This window comes from Streptomyces sp. NPDC101152, assembly GCF_044768275.1.
Lineage (GTDB): Bacteria > Actinomycetota > Actinomycetes > Streptomycetales > Streptomycetaceae > Streptomyces.
The window spans coordinates 256,981-280,513 of sequence record NZ_JBIWPO010000008.1 but is presented as its reverse complement, the minus strand read 5'-3'; the positions used below and the strand labels follow the sequence as shown (position 1 = coordinate 280,513).

The window sequence follows — 23,533 nt, the reverse complement described above, 5'->3', positions numbered from 1 at the left end:
CCCCGCCGCGCGGGCGGTACCGCGCGGCGGCGGGATCACGCCGGGCCTCCTTGACGGGGCTCTGGGGCGCCAGTTAACTCACGGTGTGAGGTAAGTCACCAGAGTCAAGGGGGAAGTTGCATGCGAAGAACCGCCCTGCTCGTCTCCACCGCCTTGCTCACCGCCCTGCTGCCCCTCGCCGTCGCCCGTGCGGCCGACGATCCGCCCCCGGTCCCCGTCGACCGCTTCGAGGGTGAGGTCCCCTTCGCCTCCCAGCCCGCCGAGGGCATCTTCACCTGGGGCGGCGACACCGACGACCCGCCCACCCTCCAGCTGACCGCGAGAGCCGACGCCCCCGAGGGAGCCAAGGTCCTCACCGGCACCTACGACATCAGCGGCTACGGCGGCTTCACCCACGACTTCGCCGCGAACCAGCCCCCGCACGACTGGTCCGCCCACCAGGGCATCCGCTTCTGGTGGGACGGCCAGGACAACGGCAAGAAGGTCGCCTTCGAGATCAGGGACGGCGGCGCGAACGGCGAGGCCTCCGAACTCTGGACGACCTCCTTCACCGACGACTTCACCGGCTGGAAGCAGGTCGAGCTCCCCTTCACCGACTTCGTCTACCGCACCGACTACCAGCCCGTCGGCGGCATCGACCACGTCCTCGGACTCACCCAGATGTGGGGGTACGCCGTCACACTCCCCGTCGGCGTCAAGGGCAGGTTCGCCATGGACGACGTCGAGTTGTACGGCAAGGCGGACCAGTCCCTGCGTGCCTCCGTCACCACGGACGCCGCCGTCTATCCGGTGAAGCAGGGCGGTACGGCCACGGTCAAGGTCACCCTCGCCACCACCGGCTCCGCCCCCGTCGCCGACCCGGTGACCGTCACGTACGAGACGAGCGGCGGCACCGCCGAGCCCGGCAAGGACTACACACCCGTCACCGGAACCCTCACCTTCCCCGCCGGTACGGCCTCCGGCACGACGCGGACCATCCACGTACCGACCCTGCGCGACAAGTCCGCCGAGCCCGCCGAGACGATCCCCCTCAAGCTCACGGTCACCGGGGCCAAGCCGCCCGCCGAGACCCCCCAGGTCGTCGTCGACGCGCACGGACTGCCGTACCTGGACAGCAAGTTGCCGGTGAAGAAGCGCGTCGCCGACCTGCTCTCCCGGATGTCCCTGGCGGAGAAGGTCGGCCAGATGACCCAGGCCGAACGCGGGGCCGTCGGCGAGGGCGCCGACGTCGCGACGTACGACCTCGGCTCGCTGCTCTCGGGCGGCGGCTCCACGCCCACGCCCAACACCCCCGCGGCCTGGGCGAAGATGATCGACGGCTTCCAACTCCGGGCGCAGGCGACCCGCTTCCAGGTCCCCCTGATCTACGGCGTCGACGCCGTCCACGGCCACAACAACCTGGCCGGCGCCACGATCATGCCGCACAACATCGGCATCGGGGCCACTCGCGATCCCCGACTGGCCCAGAGGACAGGCGCGGTGACGGCCAGCGAGGTCCGTGCCACCGGCATCCCCTGGGACTTCGCCCCCTGCCTCTGCGTCTCCCGCGACGAACGCTGGGGCCGCGCCTACGAGTCCTTCGGCGAGGACCCGGCGCTCGTCCAGTCCATGGAGACGATCATCCAGGGCCTCCAAGGCGCCCCGAACGGCCGGGACTTGAAGGGCGACGACAAGGTCCTCGCCACCGCCAAGCACTTCGTCGGCGACGGCGGCACCGCGTACGGCTCCTCCACCACCGGCACCTACACCATCGACCAGGGCGTCACCAAGGTCACCCGGCAGCAGCTGGAGGCCGTCCACCTGGCGCCGTACCAGACGGCCGTCGACCGCGGCATCGGCACCGTCATGCCGTCGTACTCCTCGCTCGACATCCTCGGCGACGGACAGGGCCCGGTGAAGATGCACGCCCGGGGCGACATGATCAACGGCGTGCTCAAGGGCCGAATGGGCTTCGGCGGGTTCGTCATCAGCGACTGGAACGCCATCGACCAGCTCCCCGGCGACTACTCCGCCCACGTCCGCACGGCCGTCGACGCGGGCGTCGACATGATGATGGTGCCGTACGCGTACAAGGACTTCACCGCGCAGCTCATCGCCGAGGTACAGGCCGGGCGCGTCACTCAGAAGCGGATCGACGACGCCGTATCCCGCATCCTCACCCAGAAGTTCCGGCTCGGCCTCTTCGAGCACCCCTACGCCGACACCCGCAACGCCTCGCGGATCGGCTCCGCCGCGCACCGGGCCGTCGCCCGGCAGGCGGCCGCCGAGTCGCAGGTGCTGCTGAAGAACTCCCACGGCGTGCTGCCTCTGAAGAAGAACCAGAAGGTCTACGTCGCCGGGTCCAACGCCGACGACCTCGGCAACCAGACCGGCGGCTGGACCATCACCTGGCAGGGCGCCTCCGGCACCCACACCCAGGGCACCACCATCCTCGACGCGATGCGCAAGGACGGGAACGTCGCCTACTCCAAGGACGCCTCCGCGCCCACGGCGGGCTACGACGTCGGCGTGGTCGTCGTCGGTGAGACCCCGTACGCCGAGGGCGTCGGAGACGTCGGCAACGGGCACACGCTGCAGCTGTCGGCCGCCGACCAGGCCGCCGTCGACAAGGTGTGCGCGGCGATGAGGTGCGCGGTGCTGATCGTCTCCGGGCGTCCCCAGCTGATCGGCGACCGGCTCGGCAAGATCGACGCCCTGGTGGCGTCCTGGCTGCCGGGCACCGAGGGCGACGGGGTGGCCGACGTCCTGTACGGCAAGCGGCCCTTCACCGGGCAACTCCCCGTCACCTGGCCGAAGTCGGAGGCGCAGCTGCCGATCAACGTCGGCGACGCCTCGTACGACCCGCAGTTCCCGTACGGCTGGGGCCTCACGACCCTGACCAAGGTGCCGGGAGGCGGTGAAGCCGCTCTCAAGGCGCTCGCGGTGGCCGCTGCCGCCGCCGAGAGGGCGGGAGCCGACCGGGCAGGGCGCGTGCTCGTGACCAAGGCCCGGCTCATCGTCCAGGAGAAGGTGGGCGGCGACATCACGGCGGCGGTCGCGAAGCCCTTCGCCGAGGCGGACCACCTGTCGCTCACCGGACGGTACGGGGCGGCCGTCCAGAAGCTGATCGTGGCCTACCGGGCCGACTGAGGGAGGCCACCACCTGCAGGGATGACCAGTTTTGGGAGGCTTCGGGTAGCTTCGAACCATGAAGGCCGTCGCATGGACCCGAAGCCTCCCAGGGCTGCTGCTGGCCCTGGCGCTCGCCGCGTTGACCGTACTGCCGGCGGGCCCCTCGCAGGCCTCGGCCGCGACCAGTGTGTCCACGATCGCCGAGGCGCTGCGCAAGAGCCCCGTCTATGTCGATCCGGGCGCCTCCGGGCAGCTGTCGACGACGGACGCCGCCGCGCTCGCCCGGGAGATCAGGGACGCCGACAAGCCCCTCTTCGTCGCCGTCCTCCCGGCCGGCTACCCCACGCAGAACCTCTTCCAGAACCTCCGCACGGCCACCGGCGTCACCGGCCTGTACGCGATCCGCCTGGGCGACCGCTTCGACGCCCGCGCCGACTCCTCGGTCCTGCCACGCACCGCCGTGCAGAACCTCGTCACCAGCGTGCAGTCGGACAAGGACGCGAAGACCCAGCTGACCGACTTCGCCGGCCGTGCCCTCGCCAACATGGGTGGTTCGGCACCCGCGAGCTGGAGCTCCGGCTCCTCCGGCGGCGGGGTGCCGGCCGCCGCGCTGATCACGGTGGGCGCGCTGCTGGTCGCCGGCGGCGGGGGAGCGTACGCGCTGGCGCGGCGGAGCCGGCGCCGGCGGGCCGAGGAGCAGCGGGCCGCCCTGGAGCGGCTGCGTGTCGTCGTCGACGAGGACATCACGGCCTTCGGCGAGGAACTGGACCGGCTCGACTTCCACCCGGCGGAGGCGGGCGCGGACGACGCGATGCGCGCCGACTACGAACGCGCCCTGGACGCCTACGAACAGGCGAAGTCCGCCATGGCCGCCGCACAGAAGCCCGAGGACGTCCGGCCCGTCACCCAGGCCCTGGAGGACGGCCGCTTCAGCCTCGCCCAGCTCGCCGCCCGCCGTGAGGGCCGCCCCCTGCCCGAACGCCGCCCGCCCTGCTTCTTCGACCCGCGCCACGGCCCGTCCGTCACCGACGCCACCTGGACGCCCCCGGGCGGCGCCCCGCGTGAGGTCCCGGTCTGCGCCGCCGACGCCACCCGTCTCGCCGACGGCCGCGACCCCGTCATCCGCGAGGTCGACTCCGACTACGGCCGCCGCCCCTACTGGGACGCCGGGCCGGCCTACGGCCCCTGGGCGGGCGGCTACTTCGGCGGTGGCCTCCTGCCCGGCCTCCTGGTCGGCACCCTCCTCGGCAGCATGATGGCCGCCCCGTCCTACGCGGCCGACTACGGCGCGGGTTACGGCGACTTCGGTGACTACGGCAGCGGCGGCTACGACGGCGGGGACGTCTCCGGCGCGGACTTCGACCCCGGCGACTTCAGCGGCGGCTTCGGCGACGGGGGAGGGGACTTCGGCGGCGGGGGCGGCGGAGGCGATTTCGGCGGGGGCTTCTGATCGGGCCGGCTTCCGGCGGGGGTCACCCTTCCCCCGGCCCGGGGACCTCCGCGTCCGCCAGCCGCTCCATCACCTCCACCGCCAGCGCGAGCACCCCCCGCTCCGTCTCGCCCAGCGTTCCCAGGGCGCGGGCCAGCCACGCGTCCCGCTGCGCCATGTCGTCCTCGAGCGCCCGGCGCCCCGCCTCGGTCAGGGACAGCACGGACTGGCGCCGGTCGGTCGTGTCCGGCGCCCGCAGGACCAGTCCCTCCGCCTCCAGCTCCGCGAACACCCGGGTCAGCGACTGCGGACGCTGCCGCTCGGCCGCCGCGATCTCACCGGGCGTGGACGGCCCGTGCCGACGCAGATGACCGAGCACCGTCAGCTGGTTGGCGCTGAGGCTCCCGTCCCCGCGCTCCTGCCGCAGCCGACGGTTGAACCGGAGCACACCACGCCGGATCCGGGCGGCCTCGGAAAGGTGATCCATGGGCAGGAATCGTACGCGTTAATTTACTATCTCGCTCACCTCTATGCCCGTACTGTGGGCGAGTGACCGCCAAACTAATACGCAATGCGTACGAAGCGGTGCTGACCATGGCCGCTGTGCTGCTCTGCTGGGGCACCGCCCTGCTGCTGGAGCGAGCCGCCGGACTCCACACCGACGTGCTGGTCCTCGCGGTCGCCCTGGCCCTCACCCTGTCCTCCACCCAGCGCACCGCCGACACCCGCCGTCGGCTCACCTCGCTGGTGCTGCTGCCCGCGACCGCCGGCGTCTCGATCTTCCTCGGCCGCCTGATCGTCTCCCACTACGCGCTCGGCGCCGCCGTCTACACGGTCTGGATGGCGCTGGCCATCTGGATTCGCCGTTTCGGCCCCCTCGCCACCAAGATCGGCACGCTGCTGACGCTGCCGCTCGTCGCCCTCCTCGTCGTCCCGGGCCCTGCGCTGCCGCCCGAGGCGCAGAGCGGCCTGGTCACCTGGGGTTGGTCGGCGTTGATCGGCCTGCTGGCCTGCGCCTGCGTCTGGCTTGTGCAGGCGCTCGGCGACCGGTTCGGACCGTGGCGCGCGGAACCGGCCCCCGAGCCGCCGCGCCGCCCCTCCCGCCTCCACCCCCGCCCCAGCACCCGTATGGCCCTGCAGATGGCCGCCGGGATCGCCGCCGCCTTCACCCTCGGCACCCTGCTCTTCGACCACCACTGGCCCTGGGTCGTCCTCACCGCGTACGTCGCCGCGAGCGGCAACCGGGGCCGCGGGGACGTCCTGCGCAAGGGGATCGAGCGGCTCGCCGGGGCGTGCGCGGGCACGCTGCTCGCGGGGGCCGTGGCGGTGGCCGGGGTCACCGGGCACGCCGCCGTGGCGCTGATGTTCGCCGTCCTGACCGTCGCCCTGTGGCTGCGCCCCCTCGGCTACGCCTACTGGGCCGCCGGCATGACCTGCGCCCTCTCCCTCCTGCTCGGCTACTTCGGCCAGAACGCCCAGCAGCTCCTGCCGACCCGCCTGGAGGGCATCGCCGTCGGCGCGGCCCTGTCGGTGGCCTCGGCGTGGTGGCTGCTGCCGGTGCGGCGCAGGACCACCACGGCCAAGGTCGTCCTAGGGCCGAGCGAGGCCGCCACTAGGACAGATTCCGTCCTACCGCCCGCATAGGTTCCTGACATGACCTCTCCCGACACCCGGGCCGCGCTGCCCTTCGCCTCCGTCGCCGAGCTGGACGCGTGGCTCGCCGCCGCTCGCCACGTCGTCCCGCACCCCGGTCTGTGGGTGAAGGTCGCCAAGAAGGGCTCGGGCCTCGTCTCGGTCGACTGGTCCGAGGTGAACGACGTCTGCCTCTGCCACGGGTGGATCACGGGACAGCGCAAGGCGCTCGACGCCTCGTACTTCCTGCAGCTGATCACCACGCGCCGGCCTCGCAGTCTGTGGTCGATGGTCAACGTACGCAGGGTGGCGGAGCTGACCGCGGCCGGCCGCATGCGCCCTGCGGGCCTCGCGGAAGTGACGGCGGCCCAGGCGGACGGCCGATGGGCCGCGGCGTACGCGTCGCAGAAGGAGGCCGAGGTCCCCGACGACCTGGCGGCGGCCCTGGCCCAGCACCCCGAGGCCGGGGCGGCCTTCGGCGCCCTGAGCCGGACGGAGCGGTACCAATTGATCCTCGGGCTGCTGACGACCCGTACCCCGAAGGGCCGGGCGGCCCGGCTGGCGGCGGCGGTCTCACAGCTCCGTACAGAAGACCGTACAGAAGAAGGCTGAAACGCCGAACGCCCGCCGTCCTCCGGTGCTGGAGCGGGCGGGCGCCCGGGTGGCCGGTGCTGTGCGGCTCAGGCGTTCTTGATCGCCGAGATGTCGAAGTTCAGCTTGATCTTGTCGGAGACCAGGACGCCGCCGGTCTCCAGCGCCGCGTTCCAGGTCAGGCCCCATTCGGAGCGCTTGATCTCGGCCTTGCCCTCGAAGCCGACCCGCTCGTTGCCGAAGGGGTCCTTCGCGGCGCCGTTGAACTCGAGGTCGATGCTGATCGGCCGGGTGGTGCCGAGGATCTCCAGGTCACCGGTGATGCGGTAGTCCTCGCCGCCGAGCGACTCCGCCTTGGTGGAGCGGAAGGTCATGGTCGGGAACTCGTCGGTCTTGAAGAAGTCGGCGCTCTTGAGGTGGCCGTCGCGGTCCGCGGACCCCGTGTCGATGCTGTCCATCTTGACGTCGACGGACGCGGTGGACGCGGACGGGTCGTCGCCGTCCAGGTGCAGTGTCCCGCTGAACTCGTCGAACTTGCCCTTGACGTTGGTGACCATGGCGTGCCGGACGGTGAAGCCGATGGTGGAGTGGGCGGCGTCGATGGTGTAGTCGCCGGTCAGCGCGGTCAGGTCGTTCGCCATGACATGCTCCTCGGTGTGATGTTGAAACTTGAACTAGTCAACGGGAACGACCGTAGACCTATTCCCTTGCGGTTTCAAGATCATTCGCGAAGTGTTACGAGGGGGGCCGCTACCCTTCTTCCTGGGCGGATCCCCCGAACGGGTGAACCGCTCGACGCGTCGATGTGAGGTCTCTCTCGGCCGACGGGTTTGTACGACCCCTACAAGGCCAAGGCCCCCTGAGCAGTCGGAACGCCTGCATGCCGCCGGGGTTCTGTTCAGGGGTACCAGGAAAACGGTCCGGAGACTGTACGGAGTCGACGGCTCGCTTTCCTTGGTGTCCTTCGTAAGGTCGCTACATGACCGTTTTGGATGAGGCGCCGGGTGAGTCGACGAGCGAGCCGACCGATGCGCGGGGGCGGGTCGCCGAGCTGCACGAGATCCGTGCGCAGGCGCTGGCCGGGCCGAGCGAGAAGGCGACCGAGGCGCAGCACGCCAAGGGCAAGCTGACCGCGCGGGAGCGCATCGAGCTGCTGCTCGACGCGGACTCCTTCCGGGAGGTCGAGCAACTGCGCCGGCACCGGGCGACCGGCTTCGGCCTGGAGGCCAAGAAGCCGCACACCGACGGCGTCATCACCGGCTGGGGCACCGTCGAGGGTCGCACGGTCTTCGTCTACGCCCATGACTTCCGCATCTTCGGCGGCGCGTTGGGCGAGGCCCACGCCACCAAGATCCACAAGATCATGGACATGGCCATCGCGGCCGGAGCCCCCCTGGTCTCCCTGAACGACGGCGCCGGCGCCCGCATCCAGGAGGGCGTCTCCGCCCTCGCCGGCTACGGCGGCATCTTCCAGCGCAACACCAAGGCCTCCGGCGTCATCCCGCAGATCTCGGTGATGCTCGGCCCGTGCGCGGGCGGCGCCGCCTACAGCCCCGCCCTCACCGACTTCGTCTTCATGGTCCGCGAGACCTCGCAGATGTTCATCACCGGCCCGGACGTGGTCAAGGCCGTCACCGGCGAGGAGATCAGCCAGAACGGCCTCGGCGGCGCCGACGTCCATGCGGAGACCAGCGGCGTCTGCCACTTCGCGTACGACGACGAGGAGACCTGCATCGCGGAGGTCCGCTACCTCCTCTCCCTCCTCCCGCAGAACAACCGCGAGAACCCCCCGCGGGTCGAGCCCACGGACCCCCTCGACCGCCGCTCCGAGGTCCTCCTCGACCTGGTCCCGGCCGACGGCAACCGGCCCTACGACATGGCCAAGGTCATCGAGGAGATCGTCGACGACGGCGAGTACCTGGAGGTCCACGAGCGCTGGGCGCGGAACATCATCTGCGCGCTGGCCCGGCTGGACGGCCAGGTCGTCGGCATCGTGGCGAACCAGCCCCAGACCCTCGCCGGTGTCCTGGACATCGAGGCCTCGGAAAAAGCTGCGCGTTTCGTCCAGATGTGTGACGCTTTCAACATCCCGATCGTCACCTTCCTGGACGTCCCCGGGTTCCTCCCGGGCGTCGACCAGGAGCACGGCGGCATCATCCGCCACGGCGCGAAGCTCCTCTACGCCTACTGCAACGCGACCGTGCCGCGGATCTCGCTGATCCTGCGCAAGGCGTACGGCGGTGCCTACATCGTCATGGACAGCCAGTCCATCGGCGCGGACCTCACCTACGCCTGGCCGACGAACGAGATCGCCGTGATGGGCGCCGAAGGTGCCGCCAACGTCATCTTCCGTCGGCAGATCGCCGGTGCCGAGGACCCCGAGGCCATGCGGGCCCGCATGGTCAAGGAGTACAAGTCCGAGCTGATGCACCCGTACTACGCCGCCGAGCGCGGCCTGGTCGACGACGTCATCGACCCGACCGAGACCCGGGAGATCCTCATCCGCTCCCTGGCCATGCTGCAGACCAAGCACGCCGACCTGCCCTCCCGCAAGCACGGCAACCCCCCGCAGTAACCCAGCGGACCCTCCGCGACACCCTCGCGGAAACCTCTCTCACGGAGACTGAGACCTATGAGCACCCCTGACATCCGCGTCGAGAAGGGCCACGCCGACCCCGAGGAAGTCGCCGCCATCACGGCCGTCCTCCTGGCCCGCGCCGCCGCCCGGCCCGCCGAGACCCCGGCCGACCAGACCCGCCCCAAGGCCGTCTGGCGTCGCCTGGAACGCGAAAACGGCTTCCGGGCCCCCCACAGCTGGCGCTGACTTCTGTACGACGACTGAGGGCCCCTCTTGAACGAGGGGCCCTCAGTCGTGCCCAGGGGCACGGAGCTGTGTCGATTTGCGGCTCCGCCGCGCGGGCGCGACAAGCCACGAGCTGCCCGCAGACGGCAACAAACCGCCCGGGGCAGCCCAGTGGCCGCAAGTACCACTTACCGCAACCGTGCCATCAACGCGTGCTCGACCAGCGTGATAAGAGCCGACTTCGCATCCGCCCGATGCCGCGCGTCCGTCGTGATGATCGGCGTGTCCGGCCCGATCTGCAGAGCCTCCCGCACCTCGTCCGGGTTGTACGGCTGGTTCCCGTCGAACCCGTTGAGCGCGATCACGAACGGGAGACCCGAGTTCTCGAAGTAGTCGACGGCGGGGAAGCAGTCGGCGAGACGCCGCGTGTCGACCAGCACGATCGCCCCGATCGCGCCGCGGACCAGGTCGTCCCACATGAACCAGAAGCGGTCCTGGCCCGGCGTACCGAACAGGTAGAGGATCAGGTCCTGGTCGAGGGTGATGCGGCCGAAGTCCATGGCGACCGTCGTGGTCGTCTTGTCTCCGGTGTGGGTGAGGTCGTCGATGCCGGCCGAAGCGGACGTCATCACGGCCTCTGTGCGCAGCGGGTTGATCTCCGAAACGGCCCCGACGAACGTGGTCTTGCCCACGCCGAAGCCACCCGCCACCACGATCTTCGCCGAGGTGGTGGAGCGGGAAGGACCGCCGCTAGAGCTTGCGAAGTCCACTGAGCACCCTTTCGAGCAGTGTCACGTCTGGCTGGCCGCCGGCGTTCTCGTCGCCGCCGGGCTGATGGATGGCGACCAGTCCCGCCTCCGCCAAGTCGGCGACGAGGATCCTGGCCACGCCGAGAGGGATCGTCAGCAGCGCGGAGATTTCGGCCACCGACTTGATCTCACGGCAGAGGTTGCAGATCCGCTGATGCTCGGGCAGCTGGCCCTGCATCTGGTGCGGCTGCGCGGTCGTGTGCACCAGCGCCTCGATGGCGAGCTGGTAGCGCGGGCGCGTCCGGCCGCCGGTCATGGCGTACGGACGCACCAGGGGGTTGTTCGACGCCCCCGCGGGCGCCGGCTCAGGGGAGCGTCGGTGCGGCTGCACGGGCTGGATGCGCGGCGCGGGCGGCTGGTCGTACGGCGACGGGCCGGGACCCTGGGGCGCGTACGGCTGCTGGTGCCGCGGGGTCGGGGCGGAGGGGAAGTTGTAACGGTTCGGGTTCTGAGCACCGTCGCCGTGGCCCTGGGCAGGGCCGTACGACCAGTTGCCCGAATTCGAACCGCCTGGGGGTGTTGCCACTTTCTCCTCCTCCGACTGTGCCGGGCACCCAATCCCTGTGGAGCCGCGTCCCGAAACCTTACGGCCCCGGGACGCCAAAACGCACCGTCTGTCTGTCAGTTGAGCAGGCTGCCCTGGAGCTCCGCGCGGAGATCCGGCGTCAGGACCGTACCGGCACGGTCCACCAGAAGGGCCATCTCGTACCCGATGAGACCGATGTCCGCCTCCGGATGTGCGAGAACCGCGAGCGAGGAACCGTCGGAGATGGACATGATGAACAGGAATCCCCGCTCCATCTCCACAACAGTCTGGTTCACGCTGCCGCCCTCGAAGATCCGGGAGGCGCCTGCCGTCAGAGACGTCAGACCGGAGGCGACGGCCGCGAGCTGGTCGGCCCGGTCGCGCGGGAAGCCTTCGGACATCGCCAGAAGGAGTCCGTCGGCGGAGACCACCACCGTGTGGGACACCCCCGGGGTGTTGTCCACGAAGTTGGTGATCAACCAGTTCAGGTTCTGTGCCGCCTGGCTCATCGGGCTCACACTAACGCTCCTGGTTGTAGGTGCTGTCAGAACCGAAGCCCTGACCGTTCGTTTCACTGCCTGCGCCGGCGCTGCGTCCGCGCTGGACGCCCCGCCGCAGGTTGCTCAGCCTGCCCCGGACGTCCTCCGGGGCGCGGGAGATCTGCGGACCTCCCTGGGGGGTGGTCTCGGCGGCTCCCTCGACCAGGTTGGCCTTGGGCACCCGCCGCGGCAGGCCGGAGGAGGTGACCCCGCCCGCCTTGGGCTTGCGCAGCTGCGCGGCCTGCTGCCAGCGTGCGTCGTTCGCCGAACGCCAGCTGCTGGTGTCGCCGTTGCTTTCCGGAGCCGGAGCCGAGACCGACGGTTCCTGGTTCACGTGCCGCGTGCCGTTCGCACCGCTGGTGCCGGTCCCGAAGGATCCGCGGCGGGGCAGCCCGGCGTCGGTCAGCTCGTGGACGGCGGAGGGGGCCGGTCCCGGTCGGTCGAAGCCTACGCGGTCCCGCTCACTCGCGTCAGCGGCCTGCGCGGGCTCCGCCTCCGGAGCGTACTGGTCCGGGTAGCCGTTCTGATAGCTGTCCTGCTGGGGCCAGTCGTCCTGGTAGCGGCGCTGCTCGAAGGCCGGGAAGGACTCCGGGGCGGTGGAGTGCGCGGCGGCGGGCTCCTCCTGGGTCGGCTCCGCGTACGCGGGGTCGGGGTAGCCGCCGTTGGACGAGAAGCCGTCGGCCTGGGGCGCCGAGCCGTTCGAAGCGAAGTACGGCTCCTCGTACGACGGCAGCTGGGCCTGACTGTCGTACGCGGCGCTCTGCTCCTCGTACGGCGCCTGCTGCTGCTCCTCGTACGCCGGGCGCGGGTCGAAGGCGCCCGTCTGCTGGTCGCGGTAGCCGCCGTGGCCGTTGTCGTAGGCGGTCGGCTGGGCCTCGAAGGGGTCCGGGAACTGCGGGCTCTCGTGCGACTCCTGCTCCGGCTGGTCCTGCGTGTTCTGCGCCTCCAGCGCGGCCCGGCGCTCCTCGCGCATCAGCGAGCGGCCGACCGGGTCGAGCTCGCGGATGTCGTCGGGGACGTCGGCGTATCGGCTGTCGTCGAAGCCGAGCTCCGCGGCCGTGCGCATCGGCAGACCGGTGTTGAAGTCCTCGCCGTGGTAGTTCTGCTCCGGGATGATCTGCGAGACGGTGAACTCGTCGCGGTTGATCTGCTGCTCGCCGCCACCGCCGTGGGTGATCGCGTCGGGCAGCATCACCAGCGAGGTGGTGCCGGCCTGCTCGCCGGAGGGGCGCAGCTGGACCCGGATGCCGTGCCGGTCGGAGAGGCGGCCGACCACGAACAGACCCATGCGCTGGGAGATCGCGGCGTCCACGGTGGGCGGGTTCGCGAGCTTGTGGTTGATGTCCGCGAAGTCCTCGGCGGTCAGGCCGATGCCCTTGTCGTGGATCTCGATCATGATGCGGCCGTCGGGGAGACGGGTCGCGGTGACGCGGACCTTGGTCTGCGGGGAGGAGAACGTCGTCGCGTTCTCCAGCAGCTCGGCCAGCAGGTGCACGAGGTCGGTGACCGCACGGCCGTGGATCTCGGCCTCCGGGACGCCGGACAGCTCGATGCGCTCGTACTGCTCCACCTCGGAGGAGGCGGCGCGCAGCACGTCGACCAGCGGGACCGGCTGGTCCCAGCGGCGGCCGGGTTCCTCGCCGGCGAGGACGAGGAGGTTCTCGCCGTTGCGGCGCATACGGGTCGCGAGGTGGTCCAGGCGGAAGAGGTTCTCCAGCTGGTCCGGATCGGCCTCGTTGTTCTCCAGGTCGGTGATCAGGGTCAGCTGGCCCTCGATCAGCGACTGGTTGCGCCGGGACAGGTTGGTGAAGATCGCGTTGATGTTGCCCCGCAGCAGGGCCTGCTCGGAGGCGAGTCGTACGGCTTCGCGGTGGACCTGGTCGAAGGCGCGGGCCACCTCGCCGATCTCGTCCTTGGTGTGGATCGGGATCGGGGCGACCCGGGTGTCGACCCGGCCGGGATCGGTGCGCGAGAGCTGGTCGACCAGCATCGGCAGCCGCTGCTCGGCGATACCGAAGGCCGCGTTGCGCAGCTGGCGCATCGAGCGGGACATCTGCCGGGCGACCGCGCCGGCCAGGATGAACGCGAGCAGCAGGGCGACGACCACGACGGCGCCGGTGATCAGGGCGTCACGCTTGGCGTTGTCGGCGATGGACGACGCCTCGCTCACCGCGATGTCGGCCTTGCTCTCCTCGAGCTTGCGGTACGCGTCGAACTTGAGGGTGGTGACCCCCCACCAGTTCTGGGCGGTGATGCCCTTCCCGGCCAGCGTGGCCCGGGCCGCCGGGTCCGTGGTCTGCAGCTGCGACATCGCCGCGATCATGTCCGTCGGGTTGGACGGCGGCGGCACGTACGTCTCGTTCTTGGCGGCCGCGTCCGCGGCGGCCTGCTTGGCCATCGCCGCGCCGTCGGCCTGGATCTGCTTCTCGGCCGTGTTGAGCTTCGCGAGGTCCTCGTCGGTGCCGCCGGCCTGGTACTCCTGGATGGCGATGCCCTCCAGGTAGGCGTACGAGGTGAGGGCGGTGCGCTGCAGGGACAGGCTCTTGGCGCTGGGGCCCGGGCTCACCAGGAGGTGCATGCCGATGGCGCGCTCGAGGGAGAGGGCTCCCTTGGCGAGCGCGATGGCGTAGACGGAGCGGCCGTAGCTGGTGATGTTGCCGGTGCCGAGGCCGAGCTCGTTGGAGAACTCGAGCAGCGGGTGCTCGATGTTGACGTAGGCCTCTTCGGTCTGCACGCCGGTGAACTTCGACGTGTAGGCCGCCGCGCGGATCTGCTGCAGTTGCGGCTCCACCTTGCGGAAGCGCTCCAGGCGGCGCACCAGGTTGGGCCGGTTCGGCATGCTCTTGACGGCCTCGTCGAACGCGCCGGCCGCGTCGTCCGTCTGCTTGCGGATCTTGGCGACGAGCGCCTTGTCGTCCGCGGTCTGGCTCTTGCCCTTGAGCAACGGTGCCGCGGTCGTGTCCCGCTCGACGACCACGGCGTTGCTGTACGTCAGGGCGGCGCGCACCAGGCGCGCGGTGTTCTCCGCGTCCTTGGCGTTCTGCCAGGTGTCGATCGAGTTCTTCACCTGGAAGCCGCCCATGACGAGACCCACGCCCACGGGTATGAGCAGGATCGCGTTCAGCCGGGTCGGCACTCGCCAGTTGCGCGGGGAGAAACGGCCGCCGCTCGAAGCGGGCGCGGCCGTGGGCTCCGGCACGGGCACAGGGGCGGGCGCCGCTCCGCGCGGCGGCGGGGTGAAGTTGCCCCGTGCCGACGGCTCGGGACCGTTCTTGCTTCGCCTCACTCGACCAACAACCTCTCGGCGGCGGGCACCAACGTTGTGCCGCAGTGTCTCAGAGCCCAGTACGCCATTGAGTACGCAGTACTACTGAGTACGTCTTTGACCAATAGGCAGTTCAGGCATTCCAGCACGACGACCAGCGCTCTTCCAAACAGTGGAAAGCGCGGATTCCATGTGATGTAAGCCCCAGATAAAACGGTCATAAAGAACGAGCCCCGTCAAAAGACGGGGCCTGTGTGTGCGCAGCGGTACCGGGTGGCAACGACGCGTGGCCGTACCACCCGATACCTCTGCCGAAACGTTATGAACACCGGGGCCGACCGTGTCAAAGGCCACAGCCGGCTCCGATGCGTCTACGACAACTGCCGTACGGCATGGCGAATTTGGGGCTACCTCAGCCGTGCCATCAGCGCGTGCTCGACCAGCGTGATCAGCGCGCTCTTGGCATCGGCCCGGTGCCGGGCGTCGGTGGTGATGATGGGGGTGTCGGGACCGATCTGCAAGGCCTCGCGCACCTCCTCGGGCTGGTAGGGCTGGTGTCCGTCGAAGCCGTTGAGCGCGACCACGAAGGGCAGACCGCTGTTCTCGAAGTAGTCGACCGCCGGGAAGCAGTCGGCCAGGCGCCGGGTGTCCACGAGCACCACCGCGCCGATCGCACCACGGACCAGGTCGTCCCACATGAACCAGAAGCGGTCCTGACCCGGCGTACCGAACAGGTAGAGGATCAGGTCCTGGTCGAGGGTGATGCGGCCGAAGTCCATGGCCACCGTGGTGGTGGTCTTGTCCCCGGTGTGGGTGAGGTCGTCGATGCCCGCTGACGCGGACGTCATCACGGCCTCGGTGCGCAGCGGGTTGATCTCGGAGACGGCGCCCACGAACGTGGTCTTGCCGACGCCGAAGCCACCCGCCACCACGATCTTCGCGGAGGTGGTCGCCCGCCCTCCGTCAGAGCTTGCGAAGTCCACTGAGCACCCTTTCGAGCAGTGTCACGTCCGGCGCACCGGTCGTCTCGTCGCCACCCGGCTGGTGGATGGCGACGAGCCCGGCCTCGGCCAGGTCCGCGACGAGAATCCGGGCCACGCCCAACGGCATGGCCAGGAGCGCCGACACCTCTGCGACCGACTTGACCTCACGGCACAGGTGGCAGATGCGCTGGTGCTCCGGGAGCAGCCCCATGAGCGCTGCCGGGTCGGCCGTGGTGCTGATCAGTGCCTCGATGGCGAGCTGGTAGCGCGGCCGGGTCCGGCCGCCGGTCATCGCGTACGGACGTACCAGCGGCTGGTCGCCCTCATCCTCGTACGGCTCCGCGTACGGATCATGAGAGGCGGTGGGCGGGGTCATGAATCCTCCGGGCGGGACAGCAAGTCGGTCGGGCTGGCCGTCTGACGGGGCCGGTGGGGGGATTGTGGCGGCCGGACGGTGATGTGGTGAGGGGGGTGGATCCTGGGCAGGTCAGTGGAGCAGACTGCCCTGTAGTTCGGCCCGCAGGTCCGGTGTGAGGACCGCACCTGCCCGGTCGACGAGCAGCGCCATCTCGTAGCCGACCAGGCCGATGTCGCACTCGGGGTGTGCGAGCACGGCCAGGGACGAGCCGTCCGAGACGGACATGAGGAAGAGGAACCCGCGCTCCATCTCGACGACCGTCTGCGCCACGTTGCCGCCCTCGAAGATCCGGGAGGCCCCGGCCGTCAGCGAGGTGAGCCCGGACGCGACGGCCGCCAGCTGGTCGGCACGGTCCCGCGGAAAGCCTTCCGACATCGCCAGAAGAAGACCGTCGGCGGAGACGACGACGGTGTGGGACACACCGGGGGTGTTGTCCACGAAGTTGGTGATCAACCAGTTGAGGTTCTGTGCCGCCTGGCTCATCTGGCTCAACTATCGCTCCTGCTGGTGAGTGGGGCTCGGGAAACTGCCGGTCTGGCCGGTACCGGTACCGGCCTGGCGACCCTGCGCGATGCCCCGACGGAGATTGGTCAGACGGCCGCGTACGTCGTCAGGCGCACGCGAGACAGCCGGACCCGATTGGTGCTGTTGCTGCTGAGCCGTGCCCGGAACGAGGTTCGCCCGGGGCACCCGGCGCGGCAGGCCGGAGGTGGTGACGCCGCCCGCGGCCGGCTGCCTGACACGCTCCGCCTGCCGGACGAGGTCGTCGTTCGGCGAGGTGCGCCAGGAGGAGGTCGCGGGACGCTGGGGAGCCGCGGCGGGAGCCGACGGCTGCTGGGGGGCGGGGCCGGAGCCGTTGCCGTTGCTCCGCGGACCGCCCTGGCCGCCCGGTCCGCCGTGGAACCAGTTGGTCTCCAGCGTGTCGTACAGCGGGGTACGGCCGTCGCCCGGGCCGGACGCCGGCGGCAGTGCCTCGGGCTCCTGGTGGGCGGGCCGCTGCTGCGGACGCTGCGGGGCGGGCGGACGCGGGGCACCGAAGTCGGCGCCGCCGTTCTGCGGGCGCTCGAACTGGCCGGTGGAACCGCCGTCGAAGCCCGGTGTGGCGAACTGGCCGGTGGAGCTCGGGTCGTACGCCGACGGGCTCGCGAACTGGCCCGTGTTCGCCGGGTTGTTCGGGTTGTTACGACCGTTCGGCGCACCGAAGACGTCCGAGCGGACGAACTGGCCCGGGTTCTGCGAGCCGCCCGCACCGGGCTGCGCGCCTCCGAAGTCCTGTCGGCCGAACTGACCGTTGTTCTGCGGCGATTCCGCGCCCGGCAAGTTGAACTGCCCGGTGTTGTGCGAGGTGTCCGCACCCGGACGGGCGAACTGGCCCGTGTTCTGGGGGTTGTTACCGAAGTCGGGACGGCCGAAGTCGTCGGCGCCCCGGCCGATCGCCGGCATCTCCGTCGTCGCGCCCGGACCCTGGAGGTCGTCGACGCGCGGCATCCGGGACGTCTCGTCATGACCGCGCGGGGTGTCGAGCGAGGCGCGCGGCAGCGGCGGCTGCGCGTTCTCGTCGCTCCAGCTCGGCGTGCGCTGCTGCGGGTTGCCGCCGGGCAGCTCGGCCCGCGGACCACCACGGCCCGGAAGCTGCGGCTGACGCCCACGCCGGCCGCGGCCCTCCTTGGGCTGCTGCTCGGAGCGGGGGGACTGCGGCGGTACGGCGCCACGAGCGCCGCCGAAGCTGTCCTGGCCCTGACCCGTGCCGCCCATGCCCGCGGCCTGCATGCCCTGCGGCGCACCCGGCGCCTGGCCGAAGCCGGCACCTGCGCCCGCGGGAGCCGGCCGGCCCTGCTGGCCGGGAGCCTGCGGTCCCCGCGCACCGCCCGGTGCGCCCGGACGGCCGTTGCCGCCGGCGCCCGGCAGTGCGGCTCGCGGCCCCTGACCGGCCCCGAGCAGACCGCCACCGGCGCCGGCCCCGAGGGCGGGACCGCCCGGCGCGCCCGCGCCGGCCTGACGCCGTGCCGCGGCCACACCGGCGGCGGCCTGCGCGGCGGCCGGACCACCGACACCGCCCGGACCGCCCTGACCGGGCTTGCCCTGCGGCTTCTTGCCGCCCTGGGCGACGTCCACGGGCAGCATGACCAGCGCGGTCGTACCACCGGAGTCGGAGGGGCGCAGCTGGATGCGGATGCCGTGCCGCTGGGACAGCCGGCCGACCACGAACAGACCCATGCGGCGGGAGACGGAGACGTCCACGGTGGGCGGCGAGGCGAGCCGCTCGTTGATCGCCGCGAGGTCCTCGGGCGAGAGGCCGATACCGGTGTCGTGGATCTCGATCAGGACGCGGCCGTCGGGCAGCGCGTGACCGGTGACCTTGACCTTGGTCTGCGGCGAGGAGAACGAGGTCGCGTTCTCCAGCAGCTCGGCGAGCAGGTGCACGAGGTCGTTGACCACCCGGCCGGCCACTTCGGTGGTCGGCACGGCGGCCAGTTCGATGCGCTCGTACTGCTCCACCTCGGACGCGGCGGCGCGGAGCACGTCGACCAGCGGGACCGGACGGGTCCAGCGGCGGCCGGGCTCCTCACCCGCGAGGACGAGGAGGTTCTCACCGTTACGGCGCATACGCGTCGCGAGGTGGTCGAGCTTGAACAGCGAGGACAGCTGGTCCGGGTCGGCCTCGCGGGACTCCAGTTCGGAGATGAGCGAGAGCTGACGTTGGATGAGGCCCTGGGAGCGGCGCGAGAGGTTGGTGAACATCGCGTTGACGTTGCCCCGCAGCAGGGCCTGCTCGGCGGCGAGGCGGACCGCCTCGCGGTGAACGTCGTCGAAGGCCGCGGCCACCTGGCCGATCTCGTCCCGGGAGTGCACACCGACCGACTCGACGGAGGTGTCGACGTCCTGCGGGTCCGACTCGGACAACTGCTTGACCAGCTCGGGCAGGCGGTCCTGGGCGACCTTGTTGGCGGTCTCCTGCAGGCGGCGCAGCGAGCGGATCATGGAGCGGGCGATGACGAAGGCGCCGACGAGGGAGACGCCGAGCACCAGCAGGATCAGCGCACCGGAGATGATCGCCTCCTGCTCGGAGGCGGAGCGCAGCGAGCGGGCCTTCTGCTCCATGTCCTGGAGCAGGGTGTGCTCGATCTTCTTCATCTGCTCGATCTTCGTCGAGCTGTCGTCCACCCAGTCCTGGTAGGACCGCTTCTGCAGGTCGTTCAGGCCGTTCTGGGCGGCCAGGGCGCGGCTGGCGTAGGTGTCCGTGGCCTGGATGGTGGCGTTGTTCTCCTCGATGGGCTTGAGAAGAGCGGTGGCCTTGTCCGTGCCGTAGATGCTCCGGAAGCTGCGCAGGTCGGACTTCTGGCTCTCCAGCGCCGACTGGGCGTACAGACGGTCGTTCTCGGAGAGCTGGCCGGTCGTGGTGTTGTTCGCGGGCAGCGCCGCCGCGAGGACCGCGCGCTGCATGGACGCGTACTCCTTGGCCGAGGAGAAGGCGGCCAGGGAGCGCGTGCGCTGGATCATCTCGGAGTTGCTGGTGGCCTCGGCCATGTCCTGGGAGAGGCTCAGCAGGTGCGTGATGAGGCGGTGGTAGGCCTCGACCGTCTGGGAGGAGTTCAGCCGGGTCTCGTACGCCGTGGAGCGGATCTTCGACAGTTGCTCGAGGTCGCCGACCACGCCGACGAGGCTCTCCCGGACGCCCTGGAGCGATCCGTTCTTGGTGGTGGTGTCGATCTGCTCGGCGGCGTCGATGAAGTTCTGCTTGGCCCGGTCGGTCTTGTCCCGGTAGCCCTTGACCGTGTAGTCGCTGGACTTCGAGCCGTGCGCCAGCGGGCCGGCGGACTGGTCGCGCTCCTCCTGGAGGGCGGCGGCCAGCTCGGTCGCCTGCTTGGTCATGTCCGTCAGCAGCTTCATGTCGTCGAGCTGCTGGATGGTGTTCATGTTGTCGCTGATGCGCAGGGCGCCCAGCGAGGTTGCGGCGACCACCGGCAGCGCGAGCAGCGACACCAGACGCGTGGAGATGCGCCAGTTGCGCAGCGCGACGCGTGAGCCGGGGCCGCTCGCGCCCTGGGGTGGCTTGACCGCCGGGGCGGGGGCCGGTGAACCCGAAGGTGCCGACGCGCCGGGGCGCCCGGGGCGCTCACCGCCGTCGCCGGACGGGGCCGGGCCCGGGTTCTGGGCGTGCTGGGGCGAGGAGCTGCCTTTGCTGGGGGCAGTCCCGCCGTGCGGCTCCGGCTCCGCCGAAGCACTGCCATCCCTCTTGAAACGTCCCTGCACTAGCGTCGCAACCTCTGGACCAGGCGCCCCTCCGCGTGAACGGAAAGACACGGTGTCGGCGTTGTGGGGAACGCCCTGAACGCGCCCCCCGGGTAGTCGTGAGTGACCGGCGCCGGTTCCCCCTTCTTCGCCGCCACTCGGCGCTTTCGCAGCGCCCCCTGTGCGCCGGCTAGATCCTGCGGCGGTCCGTGGCATTCCAGCACAGTGCCGGATCTCCAACAAGGCTCATGGGCCATGCCGTGACCTACGTGACAGCACGTGAGTGCCGGGTCACCAGACGTAGAGACAGGTCTCCCCCATAACGGACTTATGCCCGCGAGTCCCCCGGCGGCGAGGGGTGTCCCAGTCGCCATGATCAGGAGCGGAATGATGGCTTCAGGGGGCCAATGTCCGTTTCGTTGGGGTGGATTGTGGGCCTGAATTGACCGCTTTGTCTGGGACGCCGTGAGCAAACTCACATGCTGATCAAGGGGAGTTCGTCCCGCCGGAGGGGAATTGGATGTTTAGCCTGACGCTTTACAAAGTGCAGGCAACTGCCAACCCGCCACGGACGACGAGGTCAAGTACAACCGTGAAGACGACGATGATGTTCCGCAACATAGCCAACCCGCGGCGCACGACGCTGGCCCACCTCGAGGACGCCGAAGCTCTGCGGACCCCGGAGCAGCCGGAGCACTCCGTCGATCTTCCCACCCAGACCGCCAACCCCAGGCGCACCATCCTCGTCGAGGTCCCCACCACGGCTTCCGTCGCCGAGTAGTACGCGCGCGGGGCGTAGATCATTCAAAGCTCCCGCGATCTTATGCCGCGGCCTCGCGCGGACGGTAATGCGCGAGGCGGGGCCACCCCACCGCGCTAGCCTGGAGCGTCAGACTCCAGTCGGCTCAGTGAGGGGCGCAGCATCCCGTGCGCATCGCCAGATTCTCCATCGACGGGAACGTCGCCTTCGGCGCGGTCGAGGGCGACAGGCCCGAAGAGCTCGTGCTCGACATCATCAAGGGCATCCCGTTCGCGGACTTCGAGCTCTCCGGTACGAAGGTGCCCCTGAGCAAGGTCAGGCTGCTGCCGCCGGTGCTCCCCAACAAGGTCGTCGCCTTCGGCCGCAACTACGCCGAGCACGCGAGGGAGCTGGGCAACGAGGTGCCCGACGCCCCCTTCGCCTTCTTCAAGCCGTCCACCTCGGTGATCGGCCCCGGCGACGACATCCAGTACCCCTCGTTCTCCGAGGAACTGCACCACGAGGCCGAGCTGGCCGTGGTCATCGGCCGGCTGTGCCGCGAGGTCCCACGCGAGCGCGTGGCCGACGTGATCTTCGGCTACACCTGCGCGAACGACGTCACCGCCCGTGACGTCCAGCGGCGCGAGAAGCAGTGGGCGCGGGCCAAGGGCTTCGACACCTCCTGCCCGCTCGGCCCCTGGGTGGAGACCGACCTCGACCTCGCCACGGCCTCCGACCTCACCCTCCAGCTCACGGTCAACGGCGAACAACGCCAGCTCGGCCGCACCAGCGAGATGATCCACTCCATCGCGGATCTGATCGTCAACATCTCCGAGGCCATGACGTTGCTCCCCGGCGACGTGATCCTCACGGGCACCCCGGCAGGCGTCGGGCCGCTCACCGTCGGCGACGAGGTCGCCGTCACCATCGAAGGCATCGGCACTCTCACCAACAAGGTTGTCAAGCGTGGCTAGCGCACCCGCCCCCGCCGTCCGAGTACGGTTCTGCCCGTCGCCCACCGGTAACCCCCATGTGGGCCTCGTCCGCACCGCCCTGTTCAACTGGGCCTTCGCCCGCCACCACCAGGGCACGCTCGTCTTCCGCATCGAGGACACCGACGCGGCCCGCGACTCCGAGGAGTCGTACGAGCAGCTGCTCGACGCGATGCGCTGGCTGGGCTTCGACTGGGACGAGGGCCCCGAGATCGGCGGCCCGCACGCGCCCTACCGGCAGTCGCAGCGCATGGACCTCTACGCCGATGTCGCCGCGAAGCTCCTGGACGCCGGGCACGCCTACCACTGCTACTGCTCCCAGCAGGAGCTGGACACCCGCCGCGAGGCCGCCCGCGCGGCCGGCAAGCCGTCCGGCTACGACGGCCACTGCCGCGACCTCACCGAGGCGCAGGTGGCGGAGTACAAGGCCCAGGGCCGCACCCCGATCGTCCGCTTCCGGATGCCCGACGAGACGATCACCTTCACCGACCTGGTCCGCGGCGAGCTGACCTTCACGCCGGAGAACGTGCCGGACTACGGCATCGTCCGCGCGAACGGCACCCCGCTGTACACGCTGGTCAACCCGGTCGACGACGCCCTGATGGAGATCACCCACGTCCTGCGCGGCGAGGACCTGCTCTCCTCCACCCCGCGCCAGATCGCCCTCTACAAGGCGCTGATCGAGCTCGGCATCGCGAAGGGGATCCCGGCCTTCGGTCACCTGCCCTACGTCATGGGCGAGGGCAACAAGAAGCTGTCGAAGCGCGACCCGCAGTCCTCCCTCAACCTCTACCGGGAGCGCGGCTTCCTCCCGGAGGGGCTGCTCAACTACCTCTCCCTGCTGGGCTGGTCGCTCTCGGCCGACCAGGACATCTTCAGCACCGACGAGCTGGTCGCGGCCTTCGACGTCGCCGACGTGAACCCCAACCCGGCGCGCTTCGACCTCAAGAAGTGCGAGGCGATCAACGCCGACCACATCCGTCTGCTCGACGTGAAGGACTTCACGGAGCGCTGCGCCCCCTGGCTCCGGGCTCCGTTCGCCCCCTGGGCCCCGGAGGACTTCGACGAGTCGAAGTGGCAGGCGATGGCTCCGCACGCGCAGACCCGGCTGAAGGTCCTCTCCGAGATCACGGACAACGTCGACTTCCTGTTCCTGCCGGAGCCGGTCTTCGACGAGGCGTCGTGGACCAAGGCGATGAAGGAGGGCAGCGACGCGCTGCTCGCGACGGCCCGCGAGAAGCTCGAGTCGGCGGACTGGACCTCCCCGGAGTCCCTGAAGGAGGCCGTCCTGGCCGCCGGCGAGACCCACGGTCTCAAGCTCGGCAAGGCCCAGGCCCCCGTCCGCGTGGCCGTCACCGGCCGCACGGTCGGCCTCCCCCTCTTCGAGTCCCTGGAGATCCTGGGCAAGGAGAAGACACTGGCGAGGATCGACGCGGCCCGGACGAAGCTGACCGCGTAGCTCA

At 70.4% G+C, this 23,533-nt stretch carries 19 protein-coding genes; 9 read left to right on the top strand and 10 right to left on the bottom strand.

Going from position 1 to position 23,533, the window contains the following annotated elements; genetic code table 11:
* Positions 1–120: 120 nt before the first annotated feature.
* Both ACIRVK_RS14205 and ACIRVK_RS14200 read left to right on the top strand, forming a co-directional pair.
* Entirely contained in the window at positions 121–3,129 is a 3,009-nt protein-coding gene (locus ACIRVK_RS14205) for a glycoside hydrolase family 3 N-terminal domain-containing protein (protein WP_404246626.1), read from the top strand.
* 58 nt (positions 3,130–3,187) lie between these two features.
* A complete protein-coding gene (locus ACIRVK_RS14200; protein ID WP_404246624.1) occupies positions 3,188–4,561 on the top strand; it encodes a hypothetical protein in 1,374 nt (457 codons plus the stop codon).
* Positions 4,562–4,583: 22 nt separating this feature from the next.
* Here the strand turns inward: ACIRVK_RS14200 and ACIRVK_RS14195 are convergent, their stop codons facing one another.
* The gene (locus tag ACIRVK_RS14195) at positions 4,584–5,027 is read right to left on the bottom strand and encodes a MarR family winged helix-turn-helix transcriptional regulator (RefSeq protein ID WP_404246622.1); all 444 of its coding nucleotides are present in this window, start codon (positions 5,025–5,027) and stop codon (positions 4,584–4,586) included.
* A gap of 62 nt (positions 5,028–5,089) precedes the next feature.
* On the opposite strand from ACIRVK_RS14195, the gene ACIRVK_RS14190 reads away from it, so the two are divergent.
* The gene (locus ACIRVK_RS14190) at positions 5,090–6,184 is read left to right on the top strand and encodes an FUSC family protein (protein ID WP_404246620.1); all 1,095 of its coding nucleotides are present in this window, start codon (positions 5,090–5,092) and stop codon (positions 6,182–6,184) included.
* 9 nt (positions 6,185–6,193) lie between these two features.
* On the top strand, positions 6,194–6,784 hold the full coding sequence (locus ACIRVK_RS14185; protein WP_404246618.1) for a YdeI family protein: 591 nt from the start codon (positions 6,194–6,196) through the stop codon (positions 6,782–6,784).
* Between the two features lie 68 nt (positions 6,785–6,852).
* Here ACIRVK_RS14185 and ACIRVK_RS14180 read toward each other — a convergent pair whose 3' ends face one another.
* Complete coding sequence (locus tag ACIRVK_RS14180) at positions 6,853–7,404, bottom strand: YceI family protein (protein WP_404246616.1); 552 nt, start codon at positions 7,402–7,404, stop codon at positions 6,853–6,855.
* A gap of 338 nt (positions 7,405–7,742) precedes the next feature.
* Between ACIRVK_RS14180 and ACIRVK_RS14175 the strand changes: the two genes are divergently transcribed.
* Positions 7,743–9,338, top strand: a complete 1,596-nt coding sequence (locus ACIRVK_RS14175; RefSeq protein ID WP_404246614.1) for an acyl-CoA carboxylase subunit beta — start codon at positions 7,743–7,745, stop codon at positions 9,336–9,338.
* 57 nt (positions 9,339–9,395) lie between these two features.
* A complete protein-coding gene (locus ACIRVK_RS14170) occupies positions 9,396–9,587 on the top strand; it encodes an acyl-CoA carboxylase subunit epsilon (protein WP_404246612.1) in 192 nt (63 codons plus the stop codon).
* A 167-nt stretch (positions 9,588–9,754) separates the two neighbouring features.
* Here the strand turns inward: ACIRVK_RS14170 and ACIRVK_RS14165 are convergent, their stop codons facing one another.
* From ACIRVK_RS14165 to ACIRVK_RS14130, 8 genes are all read right to left on the bottom strand, one after another.
* Positions 9,755–10,336 carry an ATP/GTP-binding protein gene (locus ACIRVK_RS14165; RefSeq protein WP_026248371.1) on the bottom strand — a complete coding sequence of 194 codons (582 nt, stop codon included), beginning with the start codon at positions 10,334–10,336 and terminating at the stop codon, positions 9,755–9,757.
* Positions 10,317–10,901 carry a DUF742 domain-containing protein gene (locus ACIRVK_RS14160; RefSeq protein WP_404246610.1) on the bottom strand — a complete coding sequence of 195 codons (585 nt, stop codon included), beginning with the start codon at positions 10,899–10,901 and terminating at the stop codon, positions 10,317–10,319. Before ACIRVK_RS14160 ends, ACIRVK_RS14165 begins: the two co-directional genes overlap by 20 nt.
* A gap of 95 nt (positions 10,902–10,996) precedes the next feature.
* The gene (locus tag ACIRVK_RS14155) at positions 10,997–11,410 is read right to left on the bottom strand and encodes a roadblock/LC7 domain-containing protein (RefSeq protein WP_004983065.1); all 414 of its coding nucleotides are present in this window, start codon (positions 11,408–11,410) and stop codon (positions 10,997–10,999) included.
* Positions 11,411–11,420: 10 nt separating this feature from the next.
* Positions 11,421–14,726 (bottom strand): nitrate- and nitrite sensing domain-containing protein, encoded by a 3,306-nt coding sequence (locus tag ACIRVK_RS14150; RefSeq protein ID WP_404246608.1) that lies wholly within the window; start codon positions 14,724–14,726, stop codon positions 11,421–11,423.
* Between the two features lie 386 nt (positions 14,727–15,112).
* Positions 15,113–15,688: an ATP/GTP-binding protein gene (locus ACIRVK_RS14145; protein WP_133046741.1), complete on the bottom strand. Its 576-nt coding sequence runs from the start codon at positions 15,686–15,688 to the stop codon at positions 15,113–15,115.
* Positions 15,669–16,064, bottom strand: coding sequence for a DUF742 domain-containing protein (locus ACIRVK_RS14140; protein WP_016432454.1), 396 nt, complete (start codon positions 16,062–16,064; stop codon positions 15,669–15,671). Before ACIRVK_RS14140 ends, ACIRVK_RS14145 begins: the two co-directional genes overlap by 20 nt.
* 111 nt (positions 16,065–16,175) lie before the next feature.
* Positions 16,176–16,589 carry a roadblock/LC7 domain-containing protein gene (locus tag ACIRVK_RS14135; protein WP_003973453.1) on the bottom strand — a complete coding sequence of 138 codons (414 nt, stop codon included), beginning with the start codon at positions 16,587–16,589 and terminating at the stop codon, positions 16,176–16,178.
* A gap of 9 nt (positions 16,590–16,598) precedes the next feature.
* Positions 16,599–20,360 carry a nitrate- and nitrite sensing domain-containing protein gene (locus tag ACIRVK_RS14130; protein ID WP_404246606.1) on the bottom strand — a complete coding sequence of 1,254 codons (3,762 nt, stop codon included), beginning with the start codon at positions 20,358–20,360 and terminating at the stop codon, positions 16,599–16,601.
* Between the two features lie 571 nt (positions 20,361–20,931).
* Here ACIRVK_RS14130 and ACIRVK_RS14125 point away from each other — a divergent pair.
* The 3 genes from ACIRVK_RS14125 (at position 20,932) to gltX (ending at position 23,529) form a co-directional block, all read left to right on the top strand.
* Entirely contained in the window at positions 20,932–21,120 is a 189-nt protein-coding gene (locus tag ACIRVK_RS14125; protein ID WP_404246604.1) for a hypothetical protein, read from the top strand.
* A 146-nt stretch (positions 21,121–21,266) separates the two neighbouring features.
* Complete coding sequence (locus tag ACIRVK_RS14120; protein WP_404246602.1) at positions 21,267–22,052, top strand: fumarylacetoacetate hydrolase family protein; 786 nt, start codon at positions 21,267–21,269, stop codon at positions 22,050–22,052.
* Complete coding sequence (gene gltX / locus ACIRVK_RS14115) at positions 22,045–23,529, top strand: glutamate--tRNA ligase (RefSeq protein WP_404246600.1); 1,485 nt, start codon at positions 22,045–22,047, stop codon at positions 23,527–23,529. Before ACIRVK_RS14120 ends, gltX begins: the two co-directional genes overlap by 8 nt.
* Positions 23,530–23,533: the final 4 nt, after the last annotated feature.